This window comes from Pseudomonas sp. S2_A10, from assembly GCF_054668465.1.
Genome location: NZ_CP162773.1, coordinates 2,814,858 through 2,831,649, shown reverse-complemented (window position 1 = coordinate 2,831,649; position 16,792 = coordinate 2,814,858). Strand labels below are relative to the sequence as shown.

The following is a 16,792-nucleotide window of genomic DNA, read 5'->3' as shown; positions in this document are numbered from 1 at the left end:
ATGTGGGCGCCCAGTATGCCGCGATCCGCCCTCACCGCGCGATCACTTGCCGCGATTGAGTCGCCGCAGGTCGCCCAGCACCGATTCCAGTGCGCGGTCGAACAGCAAGGTGTCATCCAGTGCGCGCGCGGCGCCACGGCTGAAAGCCAAGGCGAGGTCGGTGCGGCTGTGCTCCAGCACTTTCGTCCCGGTGCGGTCGACGAAGACATATTTGCCGGTCTCTTCGATGATCGCGGCGAGTTTGCAACGCAAGGTCTGTTCCTCGTCTGCGTCGAACACCACCCAGTTGCCCACACGCAACTGCTCGACCTGAGACAGAGCGGCAGCGTCTTGCGCCAGGCGCGGCGCCGGGGTGGCTGCTGCCTGGTCGGCACTGTGCTGCAAGACCTCGGGCGTGACTTCGATCAGCGGCATGGCGCTGTGCTCGGCATCGTCGGAACGTTCCAGCACGCGTACGTGCAGAGCCTCCAGTTCGCTGAAAAATTCGCTGGTGGCAAACGGGTCGAACGCGGTACTGCTCAGGCCATCGCGCAGCGACTTGAGCAAGCCCGGCACCAGCGCCAGCAGGCGCAGGCTGGATTCGCCGTCGTCATGGCACTGCACGCTCCAGACCAACTGCTCCATGGTCTGCACGTCGGCGTGCCATTCGGCGGACTGATCACCGTGCTTGAGGCAGGTCAGCAACAGCACTTTGCTCCAGGCCTGCTGGACGAAACTGACCACCGTCGCCGGCAGCACCTGGCCCAGCAGAGCCTGCTGCAACGCCTGTGCAACGCGATGCTGAGCCAGTTCGGCTTTTGCCCGGCCTTCCTCGGCATCACGCAAGCGTTGTTCCAGCAGTTCAGTGCGACGACGTTCTTCCTGAGTGAAGGCGAGGAAGTCGGCGAGCAGTTCGGAGAAGATCGCCGGGTCGTCGACAAACTCGCTGAGCAAGCGCTGTACCACTTGCTCGATGCGCACATAGAGGTTGTCGCGCTCAGCGCCGTCGCAATCGCTCCAGCCCATTGCGGCCTCGGCGATTTCGTTGAGCAGGCGCCGCGCCGGGTGCGTGCTGCGGCTGAAGAAACTCTTGTCCAACACCGCAACCTTGAGCATCGGAATCTGCAATCGGCCGATCAGCGCCTTGAGCGCGTCAGGCACGTTGCGATCGTCGAGGATGCAGTCGAAAACCATGGCGATCAGGTTGATCACATCTTCGTCGGCAGTCGCGACAACGCGGGACCTGCCGCTTCTGACGCTGACTCGGGTCAGCAACTGTTCGAGCTGATGACGCAGATCGAAATCTTCCTGAGCCTCCAGCGCCGGTACGTATTGCTGCAAGTGCGACAACAACCGCAGCAGGTCGCGGGTGTTGATCGGATGCGCCGGGGCGCCGGGCTCCAGGGTCGGTGTGACGCGGCCGCGGACCTGGGCGAGCAATTGCTGCATCGCGGCGAACACTTCCTCGATGCCTTCGTCCGCTGGCGGCTCGTCGAGATCTTCAATCAATGTGTCGCTGTCCGCAGGCTCGACCATGCGACGAGCCACGGCGGGTTTCAGATGTGGCAACACGCCGGTGGCGAGCAACAACTGATTGGCCTCGCCATACAACTGTTCGGTGTCAGCCAGCACATAGCGTTCGAACAGCTTGAGCAGGATCAGCTTGACCTTGATCTCGACGCCGAGGTTACGTCCGGCCTGCAGGAAATATTCGCAGAGCATCGCCGGACTCAGCGGGTTGTGCTGATCGTCCAGACGCTTGCCGAGCATCGAGCTGAAGCGTGCGGTCAGTTGGTCGAGAGCGAAGCCGTCGCGCTTAAGCACACGGCTGACCATGGTCTGCACGGCGACGGTGCGCTCCATGGCATCGGTGCGCGGCGCCGACTCTTCGACCACCGGCGTGCGTGGCAGGGTATTGGCGGCGGGGTCGTATTGGGTAAGGCCGGCGAAGGCTTCGAAAAACAATTCGAGAAAGCCACGCTCGATGTTCTTGCGCTTGAGGCGCAGGTCGCGCATGGCTTCAAAAAAAATGTTCTGATCGACATCGTTGCGCGCCCGGTCGGCCATTTCGAACAGCGTGTCGTCAGCGTTATCGAACAATTCCTGCAAATCGTGGCGCAGTTGCTGCGCAGCCTTGTCGCGAACCTGCAGCAGAATCACCGGCAAGCGGGCAAGCGGCGAGTGGTCCGCCAAATCGGCAGTCGCCCGGTGCAAAGGCACCACTTTCCCGTCGTTGCGCATCCAAGCCTCCTGGAACGGTGATTCGGTTCGTCGCTTTGACACTGCCCAACTGGACTCGTTCGTCAAAGCCATGACGTCAAATACAAGGCGGATTATCTGGCAAAACAGGCCAGCGATGCTATAGGCCTCAGGGTTTCCCCTATACGCCATACACCTCGCACTCAGCGCAGGAAAATCGACCAGATGCGTCAGGCACGAACGTTCTCGCCTTGGGTTGGCTCGCGCCCTGCCCCTATAATCGAACCACTTTGTTTGTGGAGTCCGTTATGCCGAATCTACGTCTCGCCGATCTGACCGCCGAAATCGAAAACAACGTGCGCCGTGCGTTGCTCGAAGACGTCGGCAGCGGCGACATCACCGCGCAACTGATCCCGGCCGAACGCCTGGCCAAAGCCACCATCATCACCCGTGACGCCGCCGTCATCTGCGGCACCGCGTGGGTCGATGCGGTGTTTCGCCAGCTCGATCCGCGCGTGGCCGTGCATTGGCAAGTGGTCGACGGCCAGCGGGTCAAAGCCAATCAGCCGCTGTTTCACCTGGAAGGCCCGGCGCGCTCACTGCTGACCGGTGAACGCAGCGCGTTGAACTTCCTGCAGTTGCTGTCCGGCGTAGCGACGCGCGCGCAGTACCTGGCGGACTTCGTCGGCGAGACGCAGGTCAAGTTGCTCGACACGCGCAAAACCTTGCCGGGCCTGCGGATGGCGCAGAAATACGCAGTGACCTGCGGCGGCTGTCACAACCACCGGATCGGTCTCTACGATGCCTTCCTGATCAAGGAAAACCACATCGCCGCCAGTGGTGGCATCGCCGAAGCCGTGGCCGCCGCGCACAAGATCGCCCCGGGCAAACCGGTGGAAATCGAAGTGGAAAGTCTTGAGGAATTGAAGCAAGCGCTGGAAGCCGGCGCCGACATCATCATGCTCGACGAACTGAGCCTGGATGACATGCGCGAAGCCGTACGCCTGACCGCCGGCAAGGCGAAACTGGAAGCCAGCGGCGGCATCAACGAAAGCACGCTGCTGCCGATCGCCGAAACGGGCGTGGATTACATTTCTATCGGTGCGATGACCAAGGATGTCAAAGCGGTGGATCTGTCGATGCGACTAAGCCTCTAAACGCAGCGGCAAGCTACAAGCTACAAGCCAAGCGACTCTGCTTTGACTTGCAGCTTGTAGCTAGAAGCTCGCAGCTGCTCTTATACGACGAGATTGTTCATCTCGCAGTACTCTTCCCACTCGACACCCAATACTTCTGCCGCTTCCTTGTGCAGCACGAGGCGCTGCGCCTCGAACTCTTCCGGCGAGCTCGTGTACTTGAGCGTCAGCTCCCACGGCTGCAAGCCCTGCGCTTCGGCTTCGTCTTCGAAGGCCCACTGGATCTGGTCTTTTTGATCATCGGGACTCAGGTCCTTGATCTCATCCTTCAGGTCCGGCACATCCAGAAGGTATTTTTCCAGCGCTTGTTCGTGGCGTTGCTCTTGGGTCAATTCAGTCATGGGGTTCTCGCTGATCTTAGGAATGGAGGATGGATCTGGATCATCAAGGATCTCTCTGACGCGGACTGGCCGGCCTTCGGAACCATTCGGGATCATCTGAAAACTGCTAAGCGATGCTCATGCAGGCACCGAATATAGGACGTTTGCATGACGAATTACACGGCTCTTTACATCTCTTGCACAAAAAGCTGACCTGCGGAACATGAATCGATGTGGCGCGCTGAGGAGTTGGTGCCCGAGACAGGAATCGAACCTGCGACCTTCGCGTTACGAGTGCGCTGCTCTACCGGCTGAGCTACACGGGCGGTGGGCTAAACCTAGCACCGGACTCGAACTGCAGCAAATTTGTGGGTTGTCTGATGGTTTTCTTTTGAGAACCACATTTGTGGCGAGGGGATAAATCCCCTCGCCACAATTTCTTTATTTCAGATAAAAAAATGCCCCCGCCGTTTGCACGGCGGGGGCATCTTCATTGCGCTAAAGCGTTGGGGTGATTAAACGCCCGAAGCCTTGGCAGCTGCCACGTCTTTGATGGACAGCTTGATACGGCCGCGGTTGTCCACGTCCAATACCAGCACTTCCACTTCCTGGCCTTCTTTCAGGATGTCGGTCACTTTCTCAACGCGAGCGTCGCTCAGCATCGAGATGTGCACCAGACCGTCCTTGCCCGGCAGGATGTTGACGAATGCACCGAAGTCGACGATGCGCTCAACCTTGCCGACGTAGATCTTGCCGATCTCGGCTTCTGCCGTGATGCTCAGAACGCGCTGACGAGCAGCTTCTGCGGCATCTTTGGTTTCGCCGAAGATCTTGATCGAACCGTCGTCTTCGATGTCGATCGAAGCCTTGGTTTCTTCGCAGATCGCACGGATGGTCGCGCCACCTTTACCGATAACGTCACGGATCTTGTCGGTGTCGATCTTCATCGCGATCATGGTCGGAGCGTTGGCCGACAGTTCGGTACGCGACTGGCCAATGATCTGGTTCATCTGGCCGAGGATGTTCAGGCGCGCTTCAAGGGCCTGGCCCAGAGCGATTTCCATGATCTCTTCGGTGATGCCCTTGATCTTGATGTCCATCTGCAGCGCAGTAACGCCTTTGGCGGTACCGGCTACCTTGAAGTCCATGTCGCCCAGGTGATCTTCGTCGCCGAGGATGTCGGTCAGGACGGCGAACTTCTCGCCTTCTTTAACCAGACCCATGGCGATACCGGCTACCGGTGCCTTCATCGGTACACCAGCGTCCATCAGTGCCAGGGAAGCACCGCACACGGAAGCCATCGAGCTCGAACCGTTGGATTCGGTGATTTCCGATACCACGCGGATGGTGTACGGGAACACGTCAGCGGCTGGCAGCATGGCCGAAACCGAACGACGGGCCAGACGGCCGTGACCGATTTCGCGACGACCGGCGCCACCCATGCGACCACACTCGCCTACCGAGAACGGCGGGAAGTTGTAGTGCAGCATGAACGGGTCTTTCTTTTCGCCTTCCAGGGTGTCCAGCAGTTGCGCGTCACGGGCGGTGCCCAGTGTTGCAACAACCAGTGCCTGGGTCTCGCCACGGGTGAACAGAGCCGAACCGTGAGTCTTCGGCAGAACGCCGACTTCGATGTTCAGCGGACGTACAGTCTTGGTGTCGCGACCGTCGATACGTGGCTTGCCGTTAACGATGTTTTCGCGAACGGTGCGGTATTCGATTTCGCCGAAGGCTGCTTTGACTTCAGCAGCGCTTGGCTGGCCTTCCTCACCGGACAGCTTGGCGACCACTTGGTCCTTCAGCTCACCCAGGCGAGCGTAACGGTCGGCCTTGATGGTGATGGTGTAAGCCTGGGAGATCGCTTCGCCGAACTCGGCACGGATAGCGCCCAGCAGTTCGGTGGCTTCTGGCGCAGGAGCCCAGTTCCAGGTTGGCTTGGCGGCTTCGGCAGCCAGTTCTTTAACAGCGTTGATCACAACCTGGAATTCGTCGTGAGCGAACAGTACCGCACCCAGCATCTGGTCTTCGGTCAGCTCTTTGGCTTCCGATTCAACCATCAGCACGGCGTCGGAAGTACCGGCAACGACCATGTCCAGGCTCGAAGCGGCCTGCTGCTCGTAAGTCGGGTTCAGCAGGTAGCCGGTGCTTTCGTGGAAAGCCACGCGAGCGGCGCCGATCGGGCCGTCGAATGGAATGCCGGAAATGGCCAGGGCAGCCGAGGTACCGATCATCGCAGCGATGTCCGGATCGGTCTTCTTGCTGGTGGAAACGACGGTGCAGACAACCTGCACTTCGTTCATGAAGCCTTCTGGGAACAGCGGACGGATCGGACGGTCGATCAGTCGGGAAGTCAGGGTTTCTTTCTCGGAAGGACGGCCTTCACGCTTGAAGAAACCGCCAGGGATCTTACCGGCAGCGTAAGTCTTTTCCTGGTAGTGCACGGACAGAGGGAAGAAACCCTTGCCCGGATCGGCTTGCTTTGCACCGACAACAGTCACCAACACGCTGACGTCGTCGTCAACGGTGACCAATACTGCGCCGGAGGCCTGACGGGCGATACGGCCTGTCTCGAGGGTAACGGTCGATTGACCGAACTGGAATTTTTTGATTACCGGGTTCACGGTGTCCTACCTTCTTTGTGGCTCTTGGGGGAAACGGTTTCTTGCGAATTCTTGGGCAATCTCGGGAATCGGCCCGATGGCAATTGTCCGGGTGCTACAGGTAAAGCCATGCTGCAGATAAAACTTGAGGCTGGGAGCCTGCAAGACGCCAGCGGAAAACCGCTGACGCCCGACAGACCACCAACCTCATAGCGCAATCGCTGATTAGCGACGCAGACCCAGGCGAGCGATCAGCGCGGCGTACCGGCTTACGTCCTTGCCTTTCAGGTAGTCCAGCAGCTTGCGACGCTGGTTAACCATGCGGATCAGACCACGACGGGAGTGGTGATCTTTACCGTTGGCCTTGAAGTGACCTTGCAGTTTGTTGATGTTGGCGGTCAGCAGTGCAACCTGCACTTCTGGCGAACCAGTGTCACCAACAGCTTGCTGGTAGTCAGCAACGATTTGAGCTTTTTCTTGAACGTCGAGAGCCATGAGGCAATCCTTCCTTATCAGGAAACTGTTTCAGGGAAACAGCTTCAACAGGCCAGGGACAAATCCCTGTATCTATAAATGAGTAGTGACCATGCCTGTTAACAGCCACACTCGCCGGCCCGCTTAACGCAGACCGGTTCCGGTCATTCTGACCGAATCAAGCGACGCGGCGCGATACGCCCGTCTTCGCTCACTTCACCGATACCGATGAAGCGACCATTGTGATCCTGTACTCGTACCATGCCGAACTTCGGTGCATCCGGGGCACGTACCGGCTGGCCGTTGAGCCAGTAGAACGCGCTCGCTTCCGAGAAGTGCAGCAACGGCCAATCCTGCAGGCCGCTGTCCGATGGCATCAGGAAGCGATCGATCGCTTCGTTGCCGCCTTCGGCATGTACCGCTTCCAGCTCTTCGAGAGTAACAGTCTGCGCCAGGGTGAAAGGCCCGGCCTGGGTCCGACGCAATTCTGCGACGTACGCACCACAACCGAGTTGCTCACCGATATCCTCCACCAGGGTCCGAATATAGGTGCCCTTGCTGCAGTCCACCGCAAGCCGCGCAGTATCGCCTTCGAAGGCCAGCAATTCCAAGCGCGCAATAGTAACAGAACGCGGTTCGCGCTCCACTACTTCGCCTGCACGTGCCAGTTTGTACAGCGGCTGGCCATCACGCTTGAGTGCCGAGTACATCGGCGGTATCTGACTGATTTGCCCACGAAATTTCGGCAGAACCGCTTCGACATCGGCGCGACCAACGGTCACCGGACGCTCCTGCAAAACCTCACCTTCGGCATCGGCCGTGGTGGTGGTCTTGCCCAGTTGCGCCAGGGTCTCGTAGCCCTTGTCGGAATCGAGCAGGTATTGCGAGAACTTGGTCGCCTCGCCGAAGCACAGCGGCAACACGCCGGTGGCCAACGGGTCAAGGCTGCCGGTGTGTCCGGCCTTCTCGGCATTGAGCAGCCAGCGTACCTTCTGCAATGCCGCGTTGGAGGTGAACCCCAACGGCTTGTCTAGCAGAATGATGCCGCTGACGTTACGACGGATACGTTTGACCTGAGCCACCGAATTACTCCTTGGTGTCTTCAGGTGCAGGAGCGGCAACGTGCTGATTGTCTTCAGCGACGGCGCGCTCGATCAGCGCCGACAGGTGCGCGCCACGCACGACGGATTCGTCGTAGTGGAAGTGCAGTTGCGGCACGCTGCGCAGCTTCATTTCGCGGGCCAATTGCATGCGCAGGAAGCCTGCGGCGGCATTGAGCACCTTGATGCTTTGCGCGATGTCTTCAGCGTTGTCCTGACCCATCACGGTAATGAAAATCTTCGCGTGACCGACGTCACGGGACACTTCCACAGCAGTGATGGTGACCAGACCGACGCGCGGGTCTTTGACTTCGCGACGGATCAGTTGCGCCAGCTCGCGCTGCATCTGATCGCCGATACGTTGGGTACGGCTGTATTCTTTTGCCATGATTTGTTACCTGTTACTGCCCAGCGGTGAAACCCGCAAGGTCTGAAAGCGGCAAACGCCCGGCCTGACAAAAGCCAGACCGGGCGTTGCGTTTAGAGTCCGGACGCTGTGCCGTGCATTTGCATGCGACGGCCCATCGTGGCCCTTGAAGTGCGCGAGTCAGAGGCTGCGAGCAACCTGAACCTTCTCGAAGACTTCGATCTTGTCGCCGACTTTGACGTCGTTGTAGCTCTTCACGCCGATACCGCATTCCATGCCGGCACGTACTTCGGAAGCGTCATCCTTGAAGCGGCGCAGGGATTCCAGCTCGCCTTCGAAGATAACGATGTCTTCACGCAGTACACGGATCGGACGGTTACGGTGCACAACACCTTCGATCACCATGCAACCGGCGATCGCGCCAAACTTCGGCGAACGGAACACGTCACGCACTTCGGCCACACCCAGGATGTTCTCGCGAACATCGCTGCCGAGCATGCCGGTCAGGGCTTTCTTGACGTCTTCGATGATGTCGTAGATCACGTTGTAGTAACGCATATCCAGACCTTCCTGCTCGACGATCTTGCGAGCGCCGGCATCGGCACGCACGTTGAAGCCGAACAGTACAGCGTTGGAAGCCAGTGCCAGGTTGGCGTCGGATTCGGTGATACCACCGACACCGCCACCCACGACGCGCACTTGTACTTCGTCGTTGCCCAGGCCATTCAAGGCACCGTTCAACGCTTCCAGCGAACCACGGACGTCGGATTTGAGGACGATGTTGAGCGTCTTCTTCTCGGCCTGACCCATGTTTTCGAAGATGTTTTCCAGCTTGCCGGCGTGAGCGCGAGCCAGTTTGACTTCGCGGAACTTGCCTTGACGGAACAGAGCCACTTCACGGGCTTTCTTCTCGTCGGCAACCACGCTCATCTCGTCGCCAGCGTCCGGGGTACCGTCCAGGCCGAGGATCTCGACAGGGATGGATGGACCGGCTTCCTTGATTGGCTTGCCGTTCTCGTCGAGCATGGCACGTACACGGCCGTAGTTCGAACCGACCAGGACCATGTCGCCTTGACGCAGCGTACCGTCCTGAACGAGCACGGTTGCCACCGGGCCACGACCCTTGTCGAGACGCGATTCAACCACCACACCACGGCCAGGAGCCGACGGTGTAGCTTTCAGTTCGAGAACTTCGGCCTGCAGCAGAACGGCTTCAAGCAGCTCGTCCACGCCAGTACCCATCTTCGCCGAAACCGGTACGAATGGCGTGTCGCCACCCCAGTCTTCGGAAGTCACGCCGTGAACCGACAGTTCGCTGCGGATGCGATCGAGATCGGCGCCCGGCTTGTCGATCTTGTTCACTGCTACCACCAGCGGCACGCCAGCTGCCTGAGCATGCTGAACCGCTTCGATGGTTTGCGGCATCACGCCGTCGTCCGCTGCAACCACGAGGATCACGATGTCGGTCGCCTTGGCACCACGGGCACGCATTGCGGTAAACGCAGCGTGACCCGGGGTGTCGAGGAAAGTGACCATGCCGCGATCAGTCTCAACGTGGTATGCACCGATGTGCTGGGTGATACCGCCGGCTTCGCCAGCAGCTACCTTGGCACGACGGATGTAGTCGAGCAGGGAAGTCTTACCGTGGTCAACGTGGCCCATTACGGTCACGACTGGTGCACGGGAGAACGACTCACCTTCAAACTTCAGGGACTCGGCCAGGGAATCTTCCAGAGCGGTGTCGCTGACCAGGGTCACTTTGTGGCCCAGTTCTTCGGCTACCAGTTGAGCAGTTTCCTGATCAAGCACCTGGTTGATGGTCGCTGGGGTACCCAGTTTGAACATGAACTTGATGATTTCAGCCGCTTTGACCGACATCTGATTGGCCAGATCGCCAACCGTGATGGTCTCGCCGATCTGCACATCACGCACGACAGGGCCGGTCGGGCTCTGGAAACCGTGGGCGTTGCGCTTCTTCAGCTTGGCCTTGCCGCGACCACCACGACGGAAGCCATCGCTTTCTTCGTCGGTAGTGCGTGGCGCCACACGTGGTGCCGGGGCTTTTTCTTTGACCGATGCGCGATGCGGAGCGTTTTTGCGCTCGCCATCACCGCCACCGCTGCGACGATTGTTATCGTCGGCACGTGGCTTGTCCGGACGGCGCTGTTCGTTCTGCTTGTTGCGAACGTCAGCCGATGGAGCAGGAGCAGCAGCCACCGGTGCGCTTTCGCGAACAGGTTCGGCAGCAGCCGGTGCCGCAACGGCGTCGCTGGCAGCGGTTTGCGCAGCAGCAGGCTGGCGACGCGCTTCTTCTTCGGCGCGCTGCTTGGCTTCTTCTTCAGCCTTCTGACGGGCAGCATTTTCTACTGCGCGACGCTCATCCAGTTCACGCTTGCGCTCGGCTTCGATTTCTTCCGGGCTGCGCTGTACGAAAACTTTCTTCTTGCGAACTTCAACGCTGATGCTCTTGCTACCAGCCACACGCAGGGTGCTGGTGGTTTTACGCTGCAGCGTGATCTTGCGTGGTTCTTCCACTTTCGCCTTGTGACTGCTCTTCAAGTGAGTCAGCAGGGATTGCTTCTCACTGTCAGTCACATTTTCGTCGGCGGCGGTGTGCGGCAGACCTGCCTCACGCATCTGCTGCAACAGGCGCTCTACCGGTGTTTTGACCTCATCGGCCAGTTGTTTCACCGTGACTTGCGTCATGCACTTCTCTCCTCAGGCCGCGCCTAATTACTCGAACCAGTGGGCTCGGGCGGCCATGATCAACTTGCCGGCACGATCATCGTCAATGCCGTCGATGTCGAGCAGGTCGTCAATAGACTGCTCGGCCAGGTCTTCGCGGGTAATTACGCCGCGCACCGCCAGTTCCATCGCCAAATCCTTGTCCATACCCTCAAGCGAGAGCAGGTCTTCGGCCGGATGGGCGTCTGCCAGCTTTTCCTCAGTAGCGATGGCTTTGGTCAACAAGCGATCCTTGGCGCGAGCACGAAGCTCGTTGACGATGTCCTCGTCAAAGCCGTCGATGTTGAGCATTTCCTCCACCGGTACGTAGGCAATCTCTTCCAGGCTGGTGAAGCCTTCATCTACCAGCACCTGAGCCAGTTCTTCGTCGACTTCCAGCTCGTCGATGAAGTTGCGCAGGATGTCGCCGGTTTCTGCTTGCTGCTTAGCCTGGATGTCCGATTCGGTCATCACGTTCAGGGTCCAGCCAGTCAACTGGCTCGCCAGACGCACGTTCTGACCACCGCGACCGATGGCCTGAGCCAGATTGTCTGCGCCAACGGCGATGTCCATGGCATGGGCATCTTCGTCAACGATAATTGCCGCAACCTCGGCCGGGGACATGGCGTTGATAACGAACTGGGCCGGGTTGTCGTCCCACAGCACGATATCAACACGCTCACCGCCCAACTCACCCGATACCGCCTGGACGCGCGAACCGCGCATACCGATGCAGGCACCTTGCGGGTCGATGCGCTTGTCCTTGGAGCGGACAGCGATCTTGGCACGCGAACCCGGATCACGGGAGGCGGCCATGACCTCGATGAGGCCTTCGGCGATTTCCGGCACTTCGATACGGAACAGCTCGATCAGCATTTCCGGCGCGGTACGCGACAGGATCAGCTGCGGGCCGCGGTTCTCGGTGCGGATTTCCTTGAGCAGCGCACGCAGACGCACGCCGACACGGAAGGTTTCGCGAGAAATGATGTCTTCACGGGCCAGCAATGCTTCAGCATTGTTGCCCAGATCGACGATCACGTTGTCGCGGGTAACTTTTTTCACGGTGCCAGAGATGATTTCTCCCAGGCGCTCGCGATAGGCGTCAACCACTTGAGCGCGCTCGGCTTCGCGAACTTTCTGCACGATGACCTGCTTGGCAGTCTGTGCAGCGATGCGGCCGAACTCGATGGATTCGATTTTCTCTTCGACGACGTCACCGACCTTGGCACCAGGATGCGTTTCGGCAACCTTGCTTGGCCAGGTCTCGATGGCCGGATCGTCGAGATCATTCTCTTCGACGACCGTCCAGCGACGGAAGGTTTCGTAAGAACCGGTGTGGCGGTTGATTTCCACACGCAGGTCCACTTCGTCTTCAAAACGCTTTTTGGTAGCAGTGGCCAGAGCCAGCTCCAGCGCTTCAAAAATTACGCTTGCCGGTACACCCTTTTCATTGGATACCGACTCAACAACCAGCAGTACTTCTTTGCTCATCGTACGCCTCGCCTTTCGCAAGCCATTGGATCCGCGGGATCCGCGTCTCAGTCAAAACTGGGAATAATGTTGGCCTTGTCGATCATATCGATCGGCAACAGGAACTCGTGGTCTTCTACCTGCACCACGACGTCCTGCTCTTCTACACCGCGCAGAAGGCCCTGAAAGTTGCGTCGTCCTTCGAAAGGCGAGCGCAGTTTGATCTTCACTTGTTCACCGGCAAATTTGGCAAACTGCTCAAGAGTGAACAGCGGGCGCTCCATGCCAGGCGAGGAAACTTCAAGGGTGTATTCAACGGAGATCGGATCTTCAACATCCAGAACGCCGCTGATCTGACGGCTGACAATGGCGCAATCGTCCACCAGCACGCCACCCTCTTTATCGATATAAACGCGCAACATCGAGTGACGACCCTGAGCCGAAAACTCGATACCCCAGCATTCATAGCCCAGGGCCACGACCACCGGGGCCAGCAAGGCCTGCAACTCTTCTAGCTTGCTCGACACCTGAACCCCCTAGTGCATGATATGTGCATGCTTTGCAAAATAAAAAAATGGGCATAACGCCCATCCTTGAAACGCCGTCGAACAGCGGCGTTGAAAGTATCCAGCTAACAAAAAGCCCCTTAAAAGGGGCTCCTTAAACTGGTTGCGGGGGCCGGATTTGAACCGACGACCTTCGGGTTATGAGCCCGACGAGCTACCAGACTGCTCCACCCCGCGACAAAGCTGGGGCGGAAGTATACGACCGATCCCTTTTAGGGTCAATGTAACCTTCCACCTGCAAGAAAGCCCGCAACAGCGGGCTCTCCTGACTAATTGGTACCGAGAAGGGGACTCGAACCCCTACACCCTATGGGCACAACCACCTCAAGGTTGCGTGTCTACCAATTCCACCACCTCGGCAATACTACGTTTGAAACCCTTCTTACTTCTGCTCTTGAGCTGGAGGCACGTCAGTCGCTGGAGTAGCCGACTTTTGCTCTTGAAGCACCGGTACATCATCAGAAGCCGGTTGTTGCTTAGGTACTTCCAACACTGCTGGATCTGGCAGACCTGCTTGAGTCAGCTGATGAGCTTTCTCTTTAGCAAAGTAACCTAACCCCAAGCTGGTTATGAAGAAACCGGCGGCAAGTATAGCAGTAAACTTACTAAGAAAGGTAGAGGAACCTTGGCTTCCGAACACAGTATTTGAAGCACCTGCTCCGAAAGACGCGCCAGCGTCCGCACCCTTACCCTGCTGCAGCAAAACCAGAGCAACTACGCCCAATGCACCCAGCAGATGAAAAACGACTACGACTGTTTCCAGCATTTTTTCAGTTTCCCGCGGCGCGACAAATCGCACCGAACTCATCTGCATTCAGGGAAGCTCCACCAATGAGCCCCCCATCGATATCCGGCATGCCGAACAGTTCGACCGCATTGGCCGCCTTCACGCTGCCGCCGTATAGAAGCCGCACACCTCGTGCGACTTCAGAATTCTCTGCCGCCAACTGCTCGCGAATGGCCTTATGCACATCCTGAGCCTGTTGCGGCGTTGCAGTCAGCCCGGTACCAATGGCCCAGACCGGCTCGTATGCAATCACTGCCTTGGCAAAGGCACCGACACCCAGCTCCTCGATGATGCTGCCCAGCTGACGCCCGACAACTTCAAGAGTTTTTCCGGCTTCGCGCTGCTCGAGGGTTTCCCCTACACACAACACCGGAGTCAAGCCACATGCCTGTGCCGCTGCGAACTTGCGATTCAGCATCCCGTCTCGCTCGCCCATAATCTGGCGGCGTTCGGAGTGCCCGACAAGCACCAGGGAACAACCTGCATCCACCAGTTGGCTGGGAGCAATCTCACCAGTCAACGCACCTTGCATGGCTTCCACCGCAGAATTCTGCGCGCCGACCGAAATCGACTTGCCTTTCAAGCCATCAATCACTTGATTGATATACAAGCAAGGCGGGAACACCGCGACATCAACACCGCTAGGCAAGGCCAGATGACGAAGGCCGTTGATCAGCTCAGCGACGCTGGCGCGGGTACCGTGCATCTTCCAGTTACCAGCTACCATAGGGCGACGCATGCTGTACCTCGTCGGTCAAAGTGGGCGCAGATGTTACCCAACACAATCATGGCTTGCAAGCCGTATCAGGCAGAAACTTCGGTTACCAGTTTTGCCAGCTCTTCGGCATAGCCGCGAACCTGGTTTTCGTCCTCGCCTTCGACCATTACGCGCACCAGAGGCTCTGTGCCGGACTTGCGCAGAAGCACGCGACCGCGCCCCGCCATCGCCTGAGTTACACGGGCACTGGCTTCCTTGACAGCCGGATGCTCCAGCGGGCTTTCACCGCCGCCAAAGCGAACGTTGATCAGCACCTGAGGGCACTTGCGCAACGCCTGCCGGGTTTGTGCCAAGCCTTCGTTGCGGGATTTCAGAGCCATCAACACCTGCAGAGCCGCGATGATCGCGTCGCCCGTGGTGGTGTGGTTGAAGCAGACCACATGCCCGGAGTTTTCCCCACCAACGAGCCAGTTGCGCTCTTGCAGTTCGGCAATCACGTAGCGGTCACCGACATTGGCGCGAACGAACGGGATCGACAGATCCGCAAGGGCCAGTTCGAGACCAAGATTGCTCATCAACGTACCGACGACGCCACCCTGCAACTTGCCACGCTCATGCAGATCGCGGGCAATGATAAACAGCAGGTCGTCACCATCAACAATGGCGCCGGTGTGATCGACCATCAGTACCCGATCGCCATCACCGTCGAAGGCGATACCCAGGTCCGCATGCTCAGCCAGAACGGCGGCCTGCAACGGCCCCATATGCGTGGAACCGCAGTTATCGTTGATGTTCAACCCATTCGGCTGGGCAGATAGCACGACAACTTCGGCACCCAGCTCACGGAAGACGCTAGGTGCAACCTTATAAGTCGCACCATGCGCGCAGTCGATGACGATCTTCAGGCCGGCGAAATTGGAGCCAGTAGGAACGCTGCTTTTGCAGAACTCGATGTAGCGACCCGATGCGTCATTGATTCGCGACACCTTGCCGATCTTGCTCGACTCGACAACGGTCATCGGCGTGTCGAGCAATTCTTCGATCATCAACTCCAACTCATCCGGCAGCTTGGTGCCTTTACCGGAGAAGAACTTGATGCCGTTGTCATCATGCGGGTTGTGCGAGGCACTTATCACGATACCGGCTTCAGCCTGGAACGTACGCGACAGATAGGCGATGGCAGGCGTCGGCATCGGGCCGAGCAGCATCACATCGGCGCCCGCCGAGGTCAGCCCGGCCTCGAGTGCCGATTCGAACATATAACCGGAGATCCGCGTGTCCTTGCCGACCAGCACCTTGCAGGCCCCCATCTTGCGGAAAGCCATACCAGCCGCCCAGCCGAGCTTGAGCATGAAGTCAGGCGTGATCGGGTATTCACCAACACGACCGCGAATGCCGTCGGTACCAAAATATTTCTTGCTCATAAGTGCTCCATCATTCTTATTCGGCTGATTCAACGGCCGCGATCATTCGCACAACATCGACGGTTTCCGCCACATCGTGGACGCGCAATATACGTGCGCCTTTAACTGACGCCAGCGCCGCCAGCGCCAGTCCGCCGTGCAGGCGCTCGCCCACGGGACGGTTCAACGCGTGGCCAATCATACTCTTGCGCGAAACACCTACCAGCAATGGCCGTCCCAGCGCATGCAGAGCCTCCATGTGTTTGAACAAGCTTAGATTGTGCTGCAAGGTCTTGGCGAAGCCGAAGCCGGGATCAAGAATGATCCGCTCGGCGGGGATACCCGCCTGCGCGCACTGCTCCATGCGCTCGGCGAGAAACTCAGCGACCTCGCGAGTAACATCCTGATACTGCGGATTATCCTGCATATCGCCCGGTTCGCCGAGCATGTGCATGAGGCAGACCGGCAATCCGGTAGCCGCCGCCGCATCCAGCGCGCCATCGCGACGCAACGAACGCACATCGTTGATCAGGCCGGCACCGAGCCGTGCGGTTTCGCGCATGACTGCCGGGGTGGAAGTATCGACCGAGATGATGACATCCAACTCGCGATTGATCAGCTCGACAATCGGCGCGACGCGCTCAAGTTCCTCCAGAGGAGAGACCGCTCGCGCACCCGGCCGGGTCGACTCGCCGCCGACATCAATCAGCGTCGCGCCAGCCAGCACCATGTCTTCGGCATGGCGCAGCGCCGCATCGAGCTGGCTGTAGCGGCCGCCGTCGGAAAAGGAATCAGGAGTGACATTGAGAATGCCCATGACATGCGTCTGGGCCAAATCAAGAACCCGGTTGCCACAAGGCAACCGGGTCAGGGACTGTACAGAAGTCAT

Annotated in this window: 14 protein-coding genes and 3 tRNA genes; 1 reads left to right on the top strand and 16 read right to left on the bottom strand. The window is 58.8% G+C overall.

Going from position 1 to position 16,792, the window contains the following annotated elements; translation table 11 throughout:
* Positions 1 to 42 precede the first annotated feature (42 nt).
* A complete protein-coding gene (locus AB4N41_RS12725) occupies positions 43 to 2,220 on the bottom strand; it encodes a DUF1631 domain-containing protein (RefSeq protein ID WP_252877432.1) in 2,178 nt (725 codons plus the stop codon).
* Between the two features lie 266 nt (positions 2,221 to 2,486).
* Between AB4N41_RS12725 and nadC the strand changes: the two genes are divergently transcribed.
* The gene (gene nadC, locus AB4N41_RS12720) at positions 2,487 to 3,335 is read left to right on the top strand and encodes a carboxylating nicotinate-nucleotide diphosphorylase (RefSeq protein WP_252877431.1); all 849 of its coding nucleotides are present in this window, start codon (positions 2,487 to 2,489) and stop codon (positions 3,333 to 3,335) included.
* A gap of 80 nt (positions 3,336 to 3,415) precedes the next feature.
* Here the strand turns inward: nadC and AB4N41_RS12715 are convergent, their stop codons facing one another.
* The 15 genes from AB4N41_RS12715 to folP all read right to left on the bottom strand — a co-directional run bounded on the left by AB4N41_RS12715 (position 3,416) and on the right by folP (position 16,792).
* On the bottom strand, positions 3,416 to 3,715 hold the full coding sequence (locus AB4N41_RS12715) for a DUF6388 family protein (RefSeq protein ID WP_041477935.1): 300 nt from the start codon (positions 3,713 to 3,715) through the stop codon (positions 3,416 to 3,418).
* A gap of 229 nt (positions 3,716 to 3,944) precedes the next feature.
* A tRNA-Thr gene (locus AB4N41_RS12710) sits at positions 3,945 to 4,020 on the bottom strand.
* Positions 4,021 to 4,209: 189 nt separating this feature from the next.
* Positions 4,210 to 6,315: a polyribonucleotide nucleotidyltransferase gene (gene pnp, locus AB4N41_RS12705; protein WP_024011572.1), complete on the bottom strand. Its 2,106-nt coding sequence runs from the start codon at positions 6,313 to 6,315 to the stop codon at positions 4,210 to 4,212.
* Positions 6,316 to 6,519: 204 nt separating this feature from the next.
* A complete protein-coding gene (gene rpsO, locus AB4N41_RS12700; RefSeq protein WP_016771751.1) occupies positions 6,520 to 6,789 on the bottom strand; it encodes a 30S ribosomal protein S15 in 270 nt (89 codons plus the stop codon).
* A 143-nt stretch (positions 6,790 to 6,932) separates the two neighbouring features.
* Positions 6,933 to 7,850 (bottom strand): tRNA pseudouridine(55) synthase TruB, encoded by a 918-nt coding sequence (gene truB, locus AB4N41_RS12695; RefSeq protein WP_150636060.1) that lies wholly within the window; start codon positions 7,848 to 7,850, stop codon positions 6,933 to 6,935.
* Positions 7,851 to 7,854: 4 nt separating this feature from the next.
* Positions 7,855 to 8,256 (bottom strand): 30S ribosome-binding factor RbfA, encoded by a 402-nt coding sequence (gene rbfA / locus AB4N41_RS12690; RefSeq protein ID WP_016771753.1) that lies wholly within the window; start codon positions 8,254 to 8,256, stop codon positions 7,855 to 7,857.
* A 159-nt stretch (positions 8,257 to 8,415) separates the two neighbouring features.
* Entirely contained in the window at positions 8,416 to 10,941 is a 2,526-nt protein-coding gene (gene infB / locus AB4N41_RS12685) for a translation initiation factor IF-2 (RefSeq protein ID WP_041477933.1), read from the bottom strand.
* Between the two features lie 27 nt (positions 10,942 to 10,968).
* Positions 10,969 to 12,450 carry a transcription termination factor NusA gene (nusA, locus tag AB4N41_RS12680; protein ID WP_024011569.1) on the bottom strand — a complete coding sequence of 494 codons (1,482 nt, stop codon included), beginning with the start codon at positions 12,448 to 12,450 and terminating at the stop codon, positions 10,969 to 10,971.
* Positions 12,451 to 12,497: 47 nt separating this feature from the next.
* A complete protein-coding gene (rimP, locus tag AB4N41_RS12675) occupies positions 12,498 to 12,956 on the bottom strand; it encodes a ribosome maturation factor RimP (RefSeq protein ID WP_007973115.1) in 459 nt (152 codons plus the stop codon).
* 139 nt (positions 12,957 to 13,095) lie between these two features.
* Positions 13,096 to 13,172, bottom strand: a tRNA-Met gene (locus tag AB4N41_RS12670).
* Between the two features lie 97 nt (positions 13,173 to 13,269).
* Positions 13,270 to 13,355: transfer RNA gene (locus AB4N41_RS12665), tRNA-Leu, on the bottom strand.
* Positions 13,356 to 13,377: 22 nt separating this feature from the next.
* Positions 13,378 to 13,761 (bottom strand): preprotein translocase subunit SecG, encoded by a 384-nt coding sequence (secG, locus tag AB4N41_RS12660; RefSeq protein ID WP_016771756.1) that lies wholly within the window; start codon positions 13,759 to 13,761, stop codon positions 13,378 to 13,380.
* Between the two features lie 4 nt (positions 13,762 to 13,765).
* Positions 13,766 to 14,521, bottom strand: a complete 756-nt coding sequence (gene tpiA, locus AB4N41_RS12655) for a triose-phosphate isomerase (RefSeq protein ID WP_056782873.1) — start codon at positions 14,519 to 14,521, stop codon at positions 13,766 to 13,768.
* 65 nt (positions 14,522 to 14,586) lie between these two features.
* Positions 14,587 to 15,924, bottom strand: coding sequence for a phosphoglucosamine mutase (glmM, locus tag AB4N41_RS12650; protein ID WP_041477931.1), 1,338 nt, complete (start codon positions 15,922 to 15,924; stop codon positions 14,587 to 14,589).
* 16 nt (positions 15,925 to 15,940) lie between these two features.
* Complete coding sequence (gene folP / locus AB4N41_RS12645; RefSeq protein ID WP_460138409.1) at positions 15,941 to 16,792, bottom strand: dihydropteroate synthase; 852 nt, start codon at positions 16,790 to 16,792, stop codon at positions 15,941 to 15,943.

What these genes read in the sequence shown, in the direction of transcription:
- AB4N41_RS12725 (WP_252877432.1), bottom strand. Translation starts at nt 2,220, where the DNA reads ATGCGCAACGACGGGAAAGTGGTGCCTTTGCACCGGGCGACTGCCGAT.
- nadC (WP_252877431.1), top strand. Translation starts at nt 2,487, where the DNA reads ATGCCGAATCTACGTCTCGCCGATCTGACCGCCGAAATCGAAAACAAC.
- AB4N41_RS12715 (WP_041477935.1), bottom strand. Translation starts at nt 3,715, where the DNA reads ATGACTGAATTGACCCAAGAGCAACGCCACGAACAAGCGCTGGAAAAA.
- rpsO (WP_016771751.1), bottom strand. Translation starts at nt 6,789, where the DNA reads ATGGCTCTCGACGTTCAAGAAAAAGCTCAAATCGTTGCTGACTACCAG.
- rbfA (WP_016771753.1), bottom strand. Translation starts at nt 8,256, where the DNA reads ATGGCAAAAGAATACAGCCGTACCCAACGTATCGGCGATCAGATGCAG.
- infB (WP_041477933.1), bottom strand. Translation starts at nt 10,941, where the DNA reads ATGACGCAAGTCACGGTGAAACAACTGGCCGATGAGGTCAAAACACCG.
- nusA (WP_024011569.1), bottom strand. Translation starts at nt 12,450, where the DNA reads ATGAGCAAAGAAGTACTGCTGGTTGTTGAGTCGGTATCCAATGAAAAG.
- secG (WP_016771756.1), bottom strand. Translation starts at nt 13,761, where the DNA reads ATGCTGGAAACAGTCGTAGTCGTTTTTCATCTGCTGGGTGCATTGGGC.
- tpiA (WP_056782873.1), bottom strand. Translation starts at nt 14,521, where the DNA reads ATGCGTCGCCCTATGGTAGCTGGTAACTGGAAGATGCACGGTACCCGC.
- glmM (WP_041477931.1), bottom strand. Translation starts at nt 15,924, where the DNA reads ATGAGCAAGAAATATTTTGGTACCGACGGCATTCGCGGTCGTGTTGGT.
- folP (WP_460138409.1), bottom strand. Translation starts at nt 16,792, where the DNA reads ATGACTTCTGTACAGTCCCTGACCCGGTTGCCTTGTGGCAACCGGGTT.